Annotated in this window: 14 protein-coding genes and 1 riboswitch; of the genes, 12 read left to right on the forward strand and 2 right to left on the reverse strand. The window is 72.7% G+C overall.

Annotation, left to right across the window (positions count from 1 at the left end; all coding sequences use genetic code 11):
- Positions 1-20: 20 nt before the first annotated feature.
- Positions 21-1,283, reverse strand: a complete 1,263-nt coding sequence (locus ACFSE6_RS02290) for an NAD(P)/FAD-dependent oxidoreductase (protein WP_388002078.1) — start codon at positions 1,281-1,283, stop codon at positions 21-23.
- A 23-nt stretch (positions 1,284-1,306) separates the two neighbouring features.
- On the opposite strand from ACFSE6_RS02290, the gene ACFSE6_RS02295 reads away from it, so the two are divergent.
- From ACFSE6_RS02295 to ACFSE6_RS02330, 8 genes are all read left to right on the forward strand, one after another.
- On the forward strand, positions 1,307-1,582 hold the full coding sequence (locus ACFSE6_RS02295) for a DUF3017 domain-containing protein (RefSeq protein WP_388002079.1): 276 nt from the start codon (positions 1,307-1,309) through the stop codon (positions 1,580-1,582).
- Positions 1,583-1,670: 88 nt separating this feature from the next.
- On the forward strand, positions 1,671-3,890 hold the full coding sequence (locus ACFSE6_RS02300) for an NADP-dependent isocitrate dehydrogenase (RefSeq protein WP_388002080.1): 2,220 nt from the start codon (positions 1,671-1,673) through the stop codon (positions 3,888-3,890).
- Between the two features lie 75 nt (positions 3,891-3,965).
- On the forward strand, positions 3,966-4,943 hold the full coding sequence (locus ACFSE6_RS02305) for a malate dehydrogenase (protein WP_388002081.1): 978 nt from the start codon (positions 3,966-3,968) through the stop codon (positions 4,941-4,943).
- 120 nt (positions 4,944-5,063) lie between these two features.
- The gene (locus tag ACFSE6_RS02310; RefSeq protein WP_388002082.1) at positions 5,064-5,588 is read left to right on the forward strand and encodes a GNAT family N-acetyltransferase; all 525 of its coding nucleotides are present in this window, start codon (positions 5,064-5,066) and stop codon (positions 5,586-5,588) included.
- Between the two features lie 124 nt (positions 5,589-5,712).
- A riboswitch (ZMP/ZTP riboswitch) is annotated at positions 5,713-5,800 on the forward strand.
- Positions 5,801-5,848: 48 nt separating this feature from the next.
- Positions 5,849-7,138, forward strand: coding sequence for a serine hydroxymethyltransferase (gene glyA, locus ACFSE6_RS02315; RefSeq protein ID WP_388002083.1), 1,290 nt, complete (start codon positions 5,849-5,851; stop codon positions 7,136-7,138).
- Positions 7,135-8,016 (forward strand): bifunctional methylenetetrahydrofolate dehydrogenase/methenyltetrahydrofolate cyclohydrolase, encoded by an 882-nt coding sequence (locus ACFSE6_RS02320; RefSeq protein ID WP_388002084.1) that lies wholly within the window; start codon positions 7,135-7,137, stop codon positions 8,014-8,016. The genes glyA and ACFSE6_RS02320 overlap by 4 nt, the downstream gene beginning before the upstream one ends.
- Positions 8,017-8,146: 130 nt before the next feature.
- On the forward strand, positions 8,147-8,968 hold the full coding sequence (locus ACFSE6_RS02325) for an exodeoxyribonuclease III (RefSeq protein WP_388002085.1): 822 nt from the start codon (positions 8,147-8,149) through the stop codon (positions 8,966-8,968).
- Between the two features lie 127 nt (positions 8,969-9,095).
- Positions 9,096-9,809, forward strand: a complete 714-nt coding sequence (locus tag ACFSE6_RS02330; protein WP_388002086.1) for a PIG-L deacetylase family protein — start codon at positions 9,096-9,098, stop codon at positions 9,807-9,809.
- Positions 9,810-9,843: 34 nt separating this feature from the next.
- Here ACFSE6_RS02330 and galK read toward each other — a convergent pair whose 3' ends face one another.
- On the reverse strand, positions 9,844-11,151 hold the full coding sequence (gene galK / locus ACFSE6_RS02335; RefSeq protein ID WP_388002087.1) for a galactokinase: 1,308 nt from the start codon (positions 11,149-11,151) through the stop codon (positions 9,844-9,846).
- Between the two features lie 199 nt (positions 11,152-11,350).
- Here galK and ACFSE6_RS02340 point away from each other — a divergent pair, with 199 nt between their 5' ends.
- The 4 genes from ACFSE6_RS02340 to ACFSE6_RS02355 all read left to right on the forward strand — a co-directional run bounded on the left by ACFSE6_RS02340 (position 11,351) and on the right by ACFSE6_RS02355 (position 15,606).
- A complete protein-coding gene (locus ACFSE6_RS02340; RefSeq protein ID WP_388002088.1) occupies positions 11,351-11,923 on the forward strand; it encodes a 2'-5' RNA ligase family protein in 573 nt (190 codons plus the stop codon).
- Positions 11,924-12,015: 92 nt separating this feature from the next.
- A complete protein-coding gene (locus ACFSE6_RS02345; RefSeq protein WP_388002089.1) occupies positions 12,016-13,173 on the forward strand; it encodes a YihY/virulence factor BrkB family protein in 1,158 nt (385 codons plus the stop codon).
- A 76-nt stretch (positions 13,174-13,249) separates the two neighbouring features.
- The gene (locus ACFSE6_RS02350) at positions 13,250-14,359 is read left to right on the forward strand and encodes a mannose-1-phosphate guanylyltransferase (RefSeq protein WP_388002090.1); all 1,110 of its coding nucleotides are present in this window, start codon (positions 13,250-13,252) and stop codon (positions 14,357-14,359) included.
- 17 nt (positions 14,360-14,376) lie between these two features.
- A complete protein-coding gene (locus tag ACFSE6_RS02355; RefSeq protein ID WP_388002091.1) occupies positions 14,377-15,606 on the forward strand; it encodes an amidohydrolase in 1,230 nt (409 codons plus the stop codon).
- Positions 15,607-15,617 lie beyond the last annotated feature (11 nt).

Here is a 15,617-nt window from a genome sequence, read left to right on the forward strand (position 1 = left end):
CCGTTCATGCCGGCCGGACCTCAGGGCAGGACCGCCTTCTTCAGCGGCACGGCCGGATCGGCGGCCGCGGCCAGGTCGAGCCGGGGGCTGCCGCCTCCGGCCAGCAGGCGCCGCAGCTGCCCGACGTCACGGGGCCGGTCCGCGGTGAATCCGGCCACCAGCCGCGCAGCCGCGTCGTCCTCGTGCTCGACGTACAGCGCCGTCCACGACTCGCCGTCCGAGCGGTCCACGACCGCGGCGGTGGGCGAGGGATGTCCCACCATGGCGACGTCGTGGCCGAGCTGGGTGGAGAACACGTATGGCGCCGGGATCGCCGGCAGGTCCTGGCCCAGCAGTCCGGCCGCCAGGGCGGCAGGATGCGTCAGCGCCGCGTCCCAGTGCCCGCCCGGGACGGTGCCGAGCTCCGCCGTCGTCATCTGAGCGCAGTCCCCGACCGCCCGGACCGACGGGGGCCCGCCGGGCACCCGCCCGGCGGCGTCCACCGGGACCGCGCCCGAGGCCGTGGTCGGCAGTGCCGCACCTAGCCATCCGGTCGCCGGGCGCACCCCCGTGGCCGCGAGGACGACGTCGGCCTTGAGGGGCTGCCGGCCGTCGAGGACCACGGTGCGCACGTCGCCCTCCTCCTGCACGGCGCGCACCGGCGCCGGGCACAGCAGCCGCACCCCGGCGGCCTCGTACCACGGCGCCACTCGCGCGCCGACCGTGGTCCCGGCCTGCCGGGCCAGCGGCGCGGCCGCCGCCTCGACCACCGTGACGTCGAGGCCGTGCGCGGCGGCCAGGCCGCTCACCTCGGCCCCGATCCAGCCCGCCCCGATCACCACGAGGCGCCGTCCCGGCTGCAGCCTTTCACGCAGGTGCGCCGCGTCGTCGGCGGTGTGCAGGGTGAGGACGCCTTCCCAGGGACGGGGCGCGACCGCGTGCGCTCCCGTGGCGAGGACGGCGACGTCGGCCGTCAGGGTGCGCATCCCGCCAGCTCCCGCGACGTCCAGCTCCGCACCGTCCTCGCCCGCCCGCAGCGCCGTCGCCGCGTGGGCCAGCAGCACCTCGTCCGCGAGGTCGCCGAGCGTGCCGAGCCCGTCCGCCGCCAGCCAAGCCGGATCGGTCCGGGTGAGGAGCTCCTTGGACAGCGGCGGGCGGTCATAGGGCTGGTGCCGCTCCGCCCCGACCACCACGAGCCGGCCGGCGAACCCGCGCTCGCGCAACTCGGCCGCGGTCCGCAGACCGGCCAGACCGGCGCCGACGATCAGGACGGTAGCGGGGACGCGAACGCCGGGATCAGTCACGTTCACACGGTAACCTCGCCGTCGTGACCGCCACGCGTGCCCTTCGTCTCGGGGCCCGCGTGGCTCTGCTCGGCACCATCGCCGCCGTCTGCCTGCTCGCCGTCCTCGTCTCCGCCCGTGCCGCGGTCGTGCTGCTTGCCGCCACCCTCGCCGCGGCCGGGGCGCTGCGCGCCGTCCTGCCGTCCTCGGTGTGCCCTGGTGCGCGCTCGCGCACCTTCGACGTGGCGTTCCTGCTGGTGCTGGCCGCCGCCTTCGCCTATCTCGGCGTCTGGGGGGACGCCCCTGTCGCGGGCAGCTGACGGCGGGGCTGGCGAGAGCGGCCCGGCAAGATATCTTGATGTCGAACAACTTGCGTCCGTCCCCGCCAGAAGTCTGAGGTACCGCTCCATGGCCACGATCATCTACACCCACACCGACGAGGCGCCGATGCTGGCGACGCACTCGTTCCTGCCGATCATTCAGGCCTACGCCTCGACCGCCGGGGTGGACGTGCAGACCCGGGACATCTCGCTCGCCGGCCGGATCATCGCCGTCTTCCCCGAGTACCTCACCGACGACCAGCGCATCCCGGACGACCTCGCCGAGCTCGGCGAGCTGGCCAAGACGCCAGAGGCCAATATCATCAAGCTGCCCAACATCTCCGCCTCGGTGCCGCAGCTCAAGGCCGCCGTCGCCGAACTGCAGGCCCAGGGCTACGCACTTCCCGACTACCCGGACGAGCCTGCCACGGACGAGGAGAAGGAGATCCGGGCGCGCTACGACAAGGTCAAGGGCAGCGCCGTCAACCCGGTCCTGCGAGAGGGCAACTCGGACCGTCGTGCCCCCGCCTCGGTCAAGGCCTATGCGCGCAAGTACCCGCACTCGATGGGCACCTGGTCCGCGGAGTCCAGGACCCGCGTGGCGACCATGGACGGTGACGACTTCCGGAGCAACGAGCAGTCCGTCGTCCTCGACGCCGACGACACCCTGACCATCCGCCACGTCGCCGCCGACGGCACCACCACGGTTCTCAAGGACGCCGTCCCGGTCCTCGCCGGCGAGGTCGTCGACGGGACGGTCATGCGTGCCGCGGCGCTGGACGCGTTCCTCGCCGAGCAGATTCAGCGTGCCAAGGCCGACGGCGTGCTGTTCTCGGTGCACCTCAAGGCGACGATGATGAAGGTCTCCGACCCGATCATCTTCGGCCACGTGGTCCGTGCCTTCTTCCCGCAGCTGTTCGAGACCTACGGCGAGCAGCTCCACGCCGCCGGCCTCGACCCGGACAACGGCCTCGCCGCCATCCTGTCCGGTCTCGACGACCTCGAGCCCGAGGTCCGCGACGGCGCCCGGGCCGCCGTCGAGCGCGGCCTCGCCGACGGGCCGCAGCTCGCTATGGTCGACTCCGACCGCGGCATCACCAACCTGCATGTGCCCTCCGACGTCATCATCGATGCGTCGATGCCGGCCATGATCCGCAGCGCCGGGATGATGTGGGGCCCCGACGGTGGACAGGCCGAGACGCTCGCGGTCATCCCGGACTCCTCCTACGCCGGCGTCTACCAGGCCGTCCTCGACGACTGCCGTGAGCACGGCGCCTTCGACCCGACCACCATGGGCTCGGTGCCGAACGTCGGGCTCATGGCGCAGAAGGCTGAGGAGTACGGCAGCCACGACAAGACGTTCGAGATCAGCGAGCCCGGGACCGTCCAGGTGGTCGACTCCAGCGGGTCGGTGCGGATCGAGCACGAGGTCCGGCCCGGGGACATCTGGCGCGCCTGCCAGACCAAGGACGAGCCGATCCGGGATTGGGTGGCTCTCGCCGTCTCGCGTGCCCGGGCCACCGGCTCGCCGGCAGTGTTCTGGCTCGACCCCGAGCGTGCTCACGACCGCAACCTCATCGAGAAGGTGGAGCGCTACCTCGGCGAGCACGACACCTCCGGCCTGCAGATCGAGATCATGTCCCCTGCTGAGGCCACCCGGTTCTCCCTCGAACGCATCCGCCGCGGCGAGGACACCATCTCCGTGACCGGGAACGTCCTGCGTGACTACCTCACCGATCTGTTCCCGATCCTCGAGCTCGGCACTTCGGCCAAGATGCTCTCGATCGTGCCGTTGCTGGCAGGCGGCGGGTTGTTCGAGACGGGGGCCGGCGGCTCGGCCCCGAAGCACGTCCAGCAGCTCATCGAGGAGAACCACCTGCGGTGGGACAGCCTCGGTGAGTTCCTCGCGCTCGCGGTCTCCTTCGAGCACCTCGCCGGCTCGATGGGCAACGCGCGCGCACAGGTCCTGGCAGACACCCTCGACCGGGCGACGGCGACGCTGCTGCTCGAGGACAAGTCCCCCAAGCGCAAGGTCGGCCAGATCGACAACCGGGGGAGCCACTACTACCTCGCCCGCTACTGGGCCCAGGAGCTCGCCGCGCAGAGCGACGACGCCGACCTCGCCGCGGCGTTCGCCCCGGTCGCCGAGGCGTTGGTCGAGCGCGAGGAGACCATCAACGCCGAATTGCTCGGCGTCCAGGGCTCAGGCGTCGACATCGGCGGCTACTACCGCCCGGACGCGGAGAAGGCGGCAGCGGTCATGCGGCCGTCGCCGACGCTGAACGCCGTCCTCGCGGAACTCGCCTGACCCCCGGCCCGTGAGCCCGACGCCAACCCGACCCTCGAGCACCGTCCGTCCCTCCACCCACGAAGGAGTGCGCAGATGACCGTCAACGTCACCGTCACCGGGGCCGCCGGCCAGATCGGCTACGCCCTGCTGTTCCGGATCGCCTCGGGGCAGCTGCTCGGCCCGGACACGCCGGTGCGGCTCCGGCTGCTGGAGATCCCTCAGGGGGTCAAGGCCGCCGAGGGCACCGCCATGGAGCTCGACGACTGCGCCTTCCCGCTGCTGGAGGGCATCGACATCTTCGACGACGCCACGCAGGCGTTCGCCGGTGCCAACGTGGCACTGCTGGTCGGTGCCCGGCCGCGGAGCAAGGGCATGGAGCGAGGCGACCTGCTCGAGGCGAACGGCGGGATCTTCGGGCCGCAGGGCGAGGCGATCAACGCCGGCGCCGCCGACGACGTGCGTGTCCTCGTGGTCGGCAACCCCGCCAACACCAACGCCCTCATCGCCCAGCGCCACGCCCCGGACGTGCCGGCCGACCGGTTCACCGCCATGACCCGGCTGGACCACAACCGGGCCCTGAGCCAGCTCGCGAAGAAGACCGGCACGTCCGTGTCCGAGATCACGAACCTCACGATCTGGGGCAACCACTCGGCTACCCAGTACCCGGATGTCTTCCACGCCACCGTCGCCGGCAAGCCGGCCGCGGACCTGGTGGAGACGTCCTGGCTCGAGGACGAGTTCATCCCGACCGTCGCCAAGCGTGGCGCCGCCATCATCGAGGCCCGTGGCGCCTCCTCGGCGGCGTCGGCGGCGAACGCCGCGATCGACCACGTCCGCGACTGGGTCGCCGGTACCGCCGCGGACTCCTGGACCTCGGCCGCGATCGTCTCCGACGGCTCCTACGGCGTGCCGGAGGGCCTGATCTCCTCCTTCCCGGTCCGCTCCGCGGGCGGCGCCTGGGAGATCGTCCAGGGCCTCGAGATCGACGAGTTCTCCCGCGGCAAGATCGACGCCTCGGTCAGCGAGCTCGTCGAGGAGCGCGAAGCCGTCCAGAAGCTCGGCCTGATCTGAGCGCGGTCGTGTCCCGCCGGCCGGAGGCTGCCTCGGACGGCGCCGCACGCAGCCTCCGGCCGAGGGACCTCGGTGGGATCCAGGTCACGGGAACTGCGCCGCGGATGCCAGACTGAGTCCATGGAGGACGTCAGGATCGACCTGGTCACCGCGGAATCGGCCGGTGAGCTGCTTACCGTCCGGCGCGCGGCTTTCGTCACCGAGGCCCAGCTCTACGGCGACCCGCACCTGCCCGCGCTCACGCAGACGCTCACCGAGCTCGTCGCGGACATCGAGCGGGCCGACGTCGTCACCCTCGGCGCCTGGCTCGGCCACCGGCTCGTCGGATCGATCCGGGTGGAGCTGGAGGCCGAGAAAGCCACGCTCGGCCGCCTCGCCGTCGTCCCGGATCTGCAGGGCCGCGGCATCGGCACCAAGCTGCTCATGGCGGTCCTGACCTACTTGCCGGACCAGACCAAGGAGGTCTGGGTCTTCACCGGTCAGGACTCCAAGCAGAACCTCGCCATGTACGCCAAGGCCGGCTACGAGCACCAGTACGACCAGCACACGGGCGACCTGACCTACGCCTACCTGCGGCGCATCCTCGGCGAGGACGGGCCGGACGCCGACGACGTCCTCGGCCAGCTCGACGACGCCACCACCTGACGCGCCCCGGCGGACCCGCTTCCGACGGACTCTCTGCGGCGGACACACTCCCGAAAGGACTGGCGTGGGATCGTCCACACCCCGCCCCCAGGGCTGGACGCCTCGCGGCCGGGCGCGTGTAGTCTGAGGCCGTCGCGACTGGCGCCAGGTGGGGCACCACCGGGGAGCGGCACGAAGCAGGACCCCTGAGGTCGTACGCCTGGGCCGAGGGTCACGGACGAGAGTGCACGTGTGACCTTCGAGAGGGAAGTATGAGCCAGATGACCGTGAGGCTCCCCGTGGCGGAGCAGTCGCTCGCCGAGCTGGACCCCGAGATCGCCGCCGTCCTCGGCGGTGAACTCGATCGCCAGCGCGGCACGCTCGAGATGATCGCCAGCGAAAACTTCGTGCCCCGAGCCGTGCTCGAGGCTCAGGGGTCCGTGCTGACGAACAAGTACGCGGAGGGCTACCCGGGCCGGCGCTACTACGGCGGCTGTGAGCAGGTCGATATCGCCGAGAACCTCGCGATCGACCGGGCCACCGCCCTCTTCGGCGCCGGATACGCCAACGTCCAGCCGCACTCCGGCGCGCAGGCCAACGCCGCCGTGCTGCACGCGCTCGCCGAGCCCGGCCAGACGATTCTCGGTCTGTCGCTGGCCCACGGCGGCCACCTCACGCACGGGATGAAGCTCAACTTCTCCGGCAAGCTGTACGACGTCGCCGCCTACGGCGTGGACCCGGACAGTCACCGCGTGGATATGGACATGGTCCGTCGTGCGGCGCTCGAGACGCGGCCCACGGTCATCATCGCCGGCTGGTCCGCGTACCCGCGCCAGCTCGATTTCGCCGCGTTCCGCGAGATCGCGGACGAGGTCGGGGCCTACCTGTGGACCGACATGGCGCACTTCGCCGGTCTCGTGGCAGCCGGTGTGCACCCGAACCCCGTCCCGCACTCCGACGTCGTCTCCTCCACCGTGCACAAGACGCTCGGTGGTCCGCGCTCCGGGCTCCTGCTCGCCCAGGACGGTCAGCGGTGGGGCAAGGCGCTCGACTCGGCCGTCTTCCCCGGCCAGCAGGGCGGACCGCTCATGCACGCCGTCGCCGCCAAGGCCGTGGCGTTCAAGGTCGCGGCGGGCGAGGAGTTCGCCGAGCGGCAGCGCCGCACACTCGAGGGCGCCCGGATCCTCGCCGAGCGGCTGACCGCCGCGGATGTGCGTGAGGCCGGTGTCTCCGTCCTCACCGGCGGCACGGACGTCCATCTCGTGCTCGTCGACCTGCGACACTCCGCGCTGGACGGCAAGCAGGCCGAGGACCTCCTGCACGAGGCCGGCATCACCGTCAACCGCAACGCCGTCCCGAACGACCCGCGGCCGCCCCGCGTCACCTCCGGCCTGCGCATCGGCACACCGGCCCTGGCCACCCGCGGATTCGGCGCCACCGAGTTCGCCGAGGTCGCCGACATCATCGCCACCACCTTGCGCGACGGCAGCGCGGCTGATGTCCTCGCCATGCGGGCACGCGTCGACGCGCTGACCGAGAACTTTCCCCTCTACCCAGGGCTGGAGCAGTGACGGCACAGATCCTCGACGGCAAGGCCACCGCGGCGACCATCAAGGCGGAACTGACCGACCGGGTCGCCGCCCTCAAGGACAAGGGCGTCACGCCCGGCCTGGGCACCGTCCTGGTCGGTGACGATCCCGGATCGAAGGCGTACGTCGGCGGCAAGCACCGCGACTGCGCCGAGGTCGGCATCTCCTCCATCCGCGAGGACCTGCCGGCGGACGCGAGCCAGGCCGATGTCGAGGCCGCGATCGGCCGACTCAACGAGGACCCGGCGTGCACGGGGTACATCGTCCAGCTGCCACTGCCGAAGGGCATCGACGCGAACGCCGTCCTGGAGCTCATCGACCCGGACAAGGACGCCGACGGGCTGCACCCGACGAACCTCGGCCGTCTCGTGCTGCGGGTCTCCGAGGACATCACCTCGCCGCTGCCGTGCACCCCGCGCGCGGTGCTGGAGCTGCTGGACCGCTACGGCATCGACCTCGCCGGGAAGGACGTGTGCGTCGTCGGGCGGGGTACGACGGTCGGCCGCTCCATCGGCCTGCTCCTGACCCGCCGGGCCATCAACGCGACCGCCACGCTGACCCACACCGGCACCCGCGACCTGGCCGCACACGTGCGCGGCGCGGACGTGGTCGTCGCCGCGGCCGGGAGTGCAGGCATGATCACCCCGGAGATGGTCAGGCCCGGCGCGATCGTGCTCGACGTCGGCGTCTCCCGCGAGGAAGACCCCGAGACCGGCAAGGCCAAGCTGCGCGGGGACGTCGCCGACGGCGTGCGCGACGTCGCCTCATGGGTCTCGCCCAACCCCGGCGGGGTGGGGCCGATGACGCGCGCCATGCTGCTGGCCAACGTCGTCGACGCGGCCGAGCGTCAGGCGGGTTGAGGCCGACGCCGCCGCCCGAGACCGCCGCACGGCCGCACCCGGGCCAGCCGACCCGGCAGGTGAGATATCCGACGTCGGGCAGCGGGGTGCGAGGCCTGGCCTCGGCCCGCTGATCAGCCAGGATGGTCGGATGCGTATCGCCTCCGTCAATGTCAACGGCATCCGCGCCGCCTATCGCCGCGGGATGGGGGAGTGGCTCGAGACACGCCGGCCCGACGTCCTCCTGCTCCAGGAGATCCGTGCCACCGACGAGATCCTCGAGGACCAGCTCGGTCACGAGTGGACGACGGCGCACGGTGCCTGCGAGATCAAAGGCCGCGCGGGCGTGGCCGTGGCCAGCCGCCGGCCGGCGACCGCGGTGCGCGTCGGTCTCTGCAACGGTATCCCCGAGCCACCGCACGACAGCGGCCGATGGGTCGAGATGGACCTCGACCAGCCGGACCGGGATCGGCCGCTGACCGCCGTCTCCGTCTACCTGCACTCCGGGACGGCGACCAAGCCGGAGTCCATGGAGCGCAAGTACGCCCACCTGGACAAGGTCACCGCCCGGCTGTCCGAGCTCGCCGAGCAGGCGGCCGCCGGAGAGCGGGACGTGGTCGTCGGCGGGGACATCAACGTGGTGCACCGGCCGCCGGACATCAAGAACTGGAAGGGCAACCACAACAAGAACTCGGGCGTCCTCGACGCTGAGATCGCCTACCTCGAGCGCTGGTTCGGTGAGCTCGGGTGGGTCGACCTGGGCCGCCGGCTCGCCGGGGACATCGACGGGCCTTACACGTGGTGGTCCTGGCGGGGCAAGGCGTTCGACAACGACTCCGGCTGGCGCATCGACTACCAGCTGGCCACGCCCGAACTGGCCGATCGGGCGACCTCGGCCGCCGTCGACCGGGCGCCGTCGTACGACCGGCGGTTCTCCGACCACGCCCCGGTGGTCGTCGACTTCGACCTGTAGCGAGCCGTCCTCGCCGGGCGAGGCGCCCCGACCGGCGAGTCGTCAGTTCCGCGCCCGGTCACTCCCGCGAGTAGTCAGTTCTGTGCGCCGGCTGACCGGGTGGCGCGGCCCTCGGTAGCGTCGCGGTATGGAGCACCTTCCGCGGGAGTTCGAGCGCGTCCTGGTCGTGGCCGCGCACCCCGACGACATCGAGTACGGGATCGCGGCGGCCGTCGCCATCTGGACCGACGAGGGCAAGGACGTGCGCTATGTCCTCGCCACCAGCGGGGAGGCCGGCATCGCCGGTCTCCCGCCCGCGGAGTCGGGTCCGCTGCGCGAGGACGAGGAACGGGCGTCCGCCGCGATCGTCGGCGTGCGCGAGGTCGAATTCCTCGGGCACCCGGACGGACGGCTCGACGAAGGCCTGGGCCTGCGGCGGGACATCGCCGCGGCGATCCGCCGGCACCGCCCGGACCTCGTCGTCACCGGCCACTTCGGCGAGACCTGGGCCACCGGCTACCTGAACAGCGCCGACCACCGCGCGCTCGGCCGTGCCACGCTCGACGCCGTCGCCGATGCCGGCAACGAGTGGATCTTCCCGGAGCTGGCCGACCTCGACCCCTGGACCGCCCGCTGGGCGGCCGTCGCGACCCCGACCCCGACCCACGCCGTCGACGTCACCGCGGCAGTAGACCGGGCGGTGGCGTCACTGGCGGCCCACCGGCGATACCTCGAGGTGCTCGATCCGTCGACGCCGGTCCACGAGCAGGCGGCCCGGCAGATCGGCTGGGCGACGGCGCCGCTCGAGGGCTTCGACGCCGAGCGCGCCGTCGGCTTCGAACTGTTCGTCTTCCGCGGCTGAGCGGGCCCGGTCGGGAGGCGGCGCAGCGCCGGTGTCATCCGACGCGGCCGGCGGGGGGCGAGGCGACGGCGCGGAGGAACCCGGGCGCCCGCAGGCCGGCGCCATCGAACGCGTCGTCGACGGCCCGGATCACCGTCTCGACGGCGTCGTCGTCGACGAGCGCGATGGCCGAGCCGCCGAATCCGCCCCCGGTCATCCGGGCGCCGTGCGCACCGGTCCGACGAGCGGTCTCGACCGCGAGATCGAGCTCGGGCGAGGAGACCTCGTAGTCCTCGCGCAGGGAGTCGTGCGAGGCGTTCAGCAACCGGCCGGCCTCGTCGAGCGATCGCCCGCGCAACCGGTCGTCCGACTCATCGCGCAGCAGGTGCACGAGCGCGCGGACCCGGTCGATCTCGGTCACCACGTGCCGCACGCGGCGGCGTTGCTCGTCGTCGGCGAGCCGAGGCAGGACGTCCTCGAGGCTTGTCTGCCCGGCCCTCGTCGCGTCGGCCACCGCCCGCAGGTCCGGCGCTGCGAGCAGGCGGACCGCCGCCTCGCAGGTGGCGCGTCGCTGCCCGTACTCGCCGCCGGCGTGGCTGTGCTCGGCCCGGGTATCGATGACCAGCAGCTCGAGGCCGGAGGCGGCGAGGTCGAACGGTACGTGCTCAGCGCCGCCGTCCCGGCAGTCCAGCAGCAACGCGTGCCCCGCGCGTGCCCGCAACGACGCCGCCTGATCCATCCCGCCCGTGGGCGCGCCGGCGATGTCGTTCTCCGCCCGCACACAGGCCTCGACCAGCCGCGAGCGGCCCGGGTCCGACGGAGCGGCCGCCCGGCCGGCGAGGCCCAGGCCGGCCAGCTCGTCCCACGCGACGGCCACGGAGCACTCCAGCGCGGCGGAGGAGCTCAGTCCGGATCCCGTGGGCACGCACGAGACGACGGCGACATCGAGTCCCGGCAGGGCGGAGGCCAGTCCCGCCTGCTCCAACGCCCAGCCGACCCCCGCGACGTAGGAAGGCCAACCGCGGACCTCCGCGGGCGTACCGGCCGGCCCGACGGCGTCGAGGTCGACCTCGACGACCCCGTCGGCCACCGAGCTGACCAGCCGCAGCACGCGGTCCGTCCGCGGGGAGACGGCGACAAACGTTCGGTGGGGTAGCGCGATGGGCAGTGCCAGGCCGCCGTTGTAGTCGGTGTGCTCACCGACGATGTTCACCCGTCCCGGGGCCGCCCAGACTCCCTCGGGCACACCCCCGAAGCTGGTGGTGAACAGCTCGCGTGCCCGGGCGGCACCGCCGGCGTCGTTCCAGGCGGTCCGGACGTTCAGGTCTCGCAGGTTCGCGGGCACGGGGACGTCGTTCGGCATGACGCCGATGATGTCAGAGTCCGCGGCGCCGCCCATTCGCCCCGCCCGGGGAGCGCCGCCGCGCGCCAGGCGCGTCTCGTCCGGCGGTGCGCGGCGGCGCCGGGTGCTGGAAGGATGTGGTGCGTGCGTCGGCGCGGAGCGACCCTGCCGGGGGAGCGGTGCCGTCTCGTCGCGGTTCGCCGCAGGGGGTGAGGAGCGAGTGCACCTGCCGGAACGCCGGCCGGGCCAGGTCCGTATCGGGGTGGCCCTGCAGATCCCGCCGCCCTACTCGACGGTGCTCAGCTCGGTGCGCGCCGAGGTCGGTGACCCGCTGGCGCGGGCGATCCCGCCGCACGTGACGTTGCTCGGCCCGACGGTCCTCGACAGGGACCGGATGCCCGAGGTGACCGACCATCTGGCCGAGGTGGCGGGTTCGTTCGCGCCGTTCGTCATGGGATTGAAGGGGGCGGGGACGTTCCGGCCGGTCAGCCCCGTGGTCTTCGTCAACCTGGTGCGCGGCTGGGACGAGTGCGCCGCACTGCAGGACGCGGTGCGGCGGGGGCCGCTCGCGCAGGAGCTGCGCTTCCCGTACCACCCGCACGTGACCGTGGCGCATGATCTCGACGACGCCGTCCTGGACCGCGCGGCCGAGCTCGTGCAGGACTTCGAGGCGACCTACGCCCAGGGCAGCATGCGTCTGTACGAACACGGAGACGACGGCGTCTGGCGCACCGTGGTGCGGTTGGTCCTGTCGGCCTCCTCCACGCTGCCCGCGGGCGGCGGAACCGCCTGAGGTGTTTGCGCCGTCGAGCCGGCAGGAACGGGCGGGCGCGCCGTCGTCGGGCCGTCGCTGGACCGCAGGCGGCTCACCACTACCCTCGGGGCATGCCGGCGAGCGAGGGGGGAACGCGGGAGAGCATGGTGGCGCGTCTGAAGAAGCTGATCGCATGGGCCGTGCAGACCCGGGTGGTCCGGGCGGTGCAGCGCTACTCGATCGCCCGCGGCGGGCTGCTCGCCGGTGGGATCGCCTATTCGGGGCTGTTCTCCATCTCGGCGGCGTTGACGATCGCGATCTCGGTGTTCATGGCGCTGCTCGGCGGCAATGACGCGGCACGCCAGACGGTCTTCGACGGGATCGACACCGCACTGCCGGGTCTGCTGGCCACCGACGGGTCCGACGGCATCGTCTCTCCCGACGCCCTGGTCCAGGACACCGCGTGGAACGCCCCGACGATCATCTCGATCCTGGTGCTCATCTGGACCGCGACGACGGTCATGGCCGCGCTGAAGAACTCGCTGCGCGCCATGTTCGGCATCGTGGCGCCCCCGGAGAACTTCCTCGTCAGCAAGGCGCGTGACCTGGTCGGCTACGTGGTCCTGGCCACCGGGATCCTGCTCTCCGCCGTCCTCGGGACGGTGGCGGGCACGCTCGCGGGAGAGGTGCTCGAGTGGCTCGGGATCGACGGTTCCGTGGGCAGCCTCGGGATCCGGCTCGCCGGGCTCGCCGCCGCGCTGGTGGTGGACTGGCTGGTCTACGTCATGGTGTTCCGGTTCGTCGCAGGCGCCCGTCCGCCGCGTCAGGACCTGTTCCTCGGCGCGCTCGTCGGCGCCGTGGGGGCCGGCGTGATGCGCTTCGCCGGCACCTCGTTGGTCGGTGCCGTCGACGATCCGGTCCTCGCCTCCTTCGCCGCCCTGGTCACCATCATCCTGTGGCTCAACCTCGCGGCCCGCCTGGCCCTGCTCGTCGCCGCGTTCACCGCGAACCCGCCGGCGCCGGAGAAGCCGGAGAGCCCGGAGGCGGTCCACCTGTACGAGAGCCCGAACTACGTCACCGAGTCCGACCCGCGAACGCAGGAGTGGGACTACCAACCGCTGACCGGTGCGATCGTGCCGGCCAACGGCGAGGAGGATGTGGACGAGCCCGAACCCGAGCCGTACCGCCACGGGCTGATCGGCTGGTGGCAGCGCCGCCGGATCGCCCGGCTCGAACGGCGCCTGGAGCGCACCAAGGAGGCCTACGCCGCCGGCGCCCGCCGGGAGTGAGCCGGCGCCGCACGATTCCACTCGGCCCCGTGGCGATGTCACCTGGGCGACACACGGACCCCCTAGGGTGCGGGCTATGCCGCACCCGGAGCCCCTGCACGCCATCGTCCCCGCCGGTGGTGCCGGCACCCGACTGTGGCCGCTGTCCCGCCGCGACGCCCCGAAGTTCCTGCACGATCTCACCGGCTCCGGCCGCACCCTCATCCAGCAGACCTACGACCGGCTCCGGCCCCTGACCGACGGCGGCAGCCTCGCCGTCGTCACCGGCCGGGCGCACGCCGCTGCCGTCCTCGACCAGCTACCCGAGCTCGGCGCGGAGAACCTGCTGGCCGAGCCCAGCCCGCGCGACTCGATGGCCGCGATCGCGCTCGCGGCCGCCGTGATCCGGCGCCGGCACGGCGACGTTGTGGTCGGCTCCTTCGCGGCCGATCACGCCATCACCGACCCGGCGGCGTTCGAGTCCGCCGTCCGCGAGGCCGTCGCCGTCGCCCGGAGCGGCTACGTGGTCACCATCGGCATCGAGGCCGACCACCCCTCGACGGCGTTCGGGTACATCCACGCCGGCACCCCCGTCGCGGACGCGCCCGCCACGGCACCGACCGCCCGGCACGTCCTCGCCTTCACCGAGAAGCCGGACGCCGCGACCGCGGCCGGCTACCTCGCCACCGGCGAGTACCGGTGGAACGCCGGCATGTTCGTGGTCCGCGCGGACATCCTGCTCGGCCACCTCGCCGAGCAGAAGCCCGACCTGGCGGCCGGGGTCGCTCGGATCGCCGACGCCTGGGACACCCACGCGCGCCAGGAGGCCCTCGAACGCGTCTGGCCGGACCTGGAGAAGATCGCCATCGACCACGCCATCGCCGAACCCGTCGCCGCCCAGGGCGGTGTCGCCGTCGTCCCCGCGGCGATGGGCTGGGACGACGTCGGCGACTTCGACGGGCTCGGCGCGCTGCTACCCGCGCGCGAGGACGGGCTGCACGTCCTCGGCGACGGGGACGTGCTGGCCCTTGACGCGTCCGGCACCGTCGTGGTCCCCGGCTCGGGCCGGACGGTCGCGGTGCTCGGCGCACCGGATCTCGTCGTCGTCGACACACCCGACGCTCTTCTGGTCACCACCCGTGAGCACGCCCAGCGCGTCAAGAGCGTCGTCGAGCACCTCGGCCCGGAGCGTGAGCACCTGCGCTGAGCGTTAAGGTCGGCACCGTGCCTGCCGTCCCCGTCGACTCGCCCACCGCGCAACGCGTCACCGCCCTCGTCGCCGCCCTCGAGCCCAGACTCATCGAGACCCGACGGCACATCCACGCCCATCCCGAGGTGGCCTGGCGCGAGCACGAGACGACGACCTACCTGCGGCGGATCCTCACCGAGGCCGGCCTGGAGCCCCGCCCGCTCGATCCCACCGGCCTCGTCGTCGACATCGGCGCGGACCGGCGCGCCCCCGGCCTGCGCCGCGTCGCGCTGCGTGCCGACCTCGACGCTCTACCCGTGCCGGAGACCAGCGGGTTGGCGTTCGCGTCCGAGCGGGAGGGATGCGCCCACGCTTGCGGACACGACATCCACACCACGGCCCTCCTAGGCGCGGCCCTGGCGTTGAAACAGCTCGACGACGCCGGCGAGCTGCCGGTCGGGGTGCGTTGCCTCTTCCAACCAGCCGAGGAGATCCAGCCCGGCGGGGCGCAGGCCGTCATCGACCAGGGCGGCCTGGACGGGGTGCACCAGATCTTCGCCCTGCACTGCGACCCGAAGGTCGAGGTGGGCCGGGTCGGTTCGCGGATCGGCCCGATCACCGCCGCCTCTGACACGGTCACGCTCATGGTGACCTCGGAGGGCGGACACACCTCGCGGCCGCACCTGACCGGCGACGTCGTCTACGCGTTGTCGCAGCTCGCGACGGGGCTGCCCGCCGTGCTCGGACGCCGCACCGATCCCCGCTCCGGGGTCAACCTCACCTGGGGCGCCGTCCATGCCGGCAAGGCGCCGAACGCCATCCCCGCCTCGGGCACCCTGACCGGCACGATCCGCTGCCTCGACTCACGCGAGTGGGAACGCCTCGGCCGCATCGTCGAGCAGGCCGCGCAGCAGATCGCCGCCCCGTACGCCGTGGAGACCGAGGTCTCCTACGTGCGAGGCATCCCACCGGTGGTCAACGACGAACGAGCGGTGCGCGTGGCGGACGCAGCCGTCAAGGACGTCCTGGGCGCCGACGCCGTCGAACTGACCGAGCAGTCCCTCGGTGGTGAGGACTTCGCCTGGTACCTCACCCACCTGCCCGGTGCGCTGGTTCGGCTCGGCACCCGCACCCCGGGCGGGCCCGCGTACGACCTGCACCGCGGCGACATCGTCTTCGACGAGCGTGCCATCGGGCTCGGAGCACGGGTGCTCGCCCGCACGGCCCTGCTCGCGGCCGACCACGAGGTGGCCGGACCGGCCTGAGCCGAGACGCC

Source organism: Georgenia deserti, assembly GCF_042680605.1.
Taxonomy (GTDB): Bacteria; Actinomycetota; Actinomycetes; order Actinomycetales; family Actinomycetaceae; genus Allobogoriella; species Allobogoriella deserti.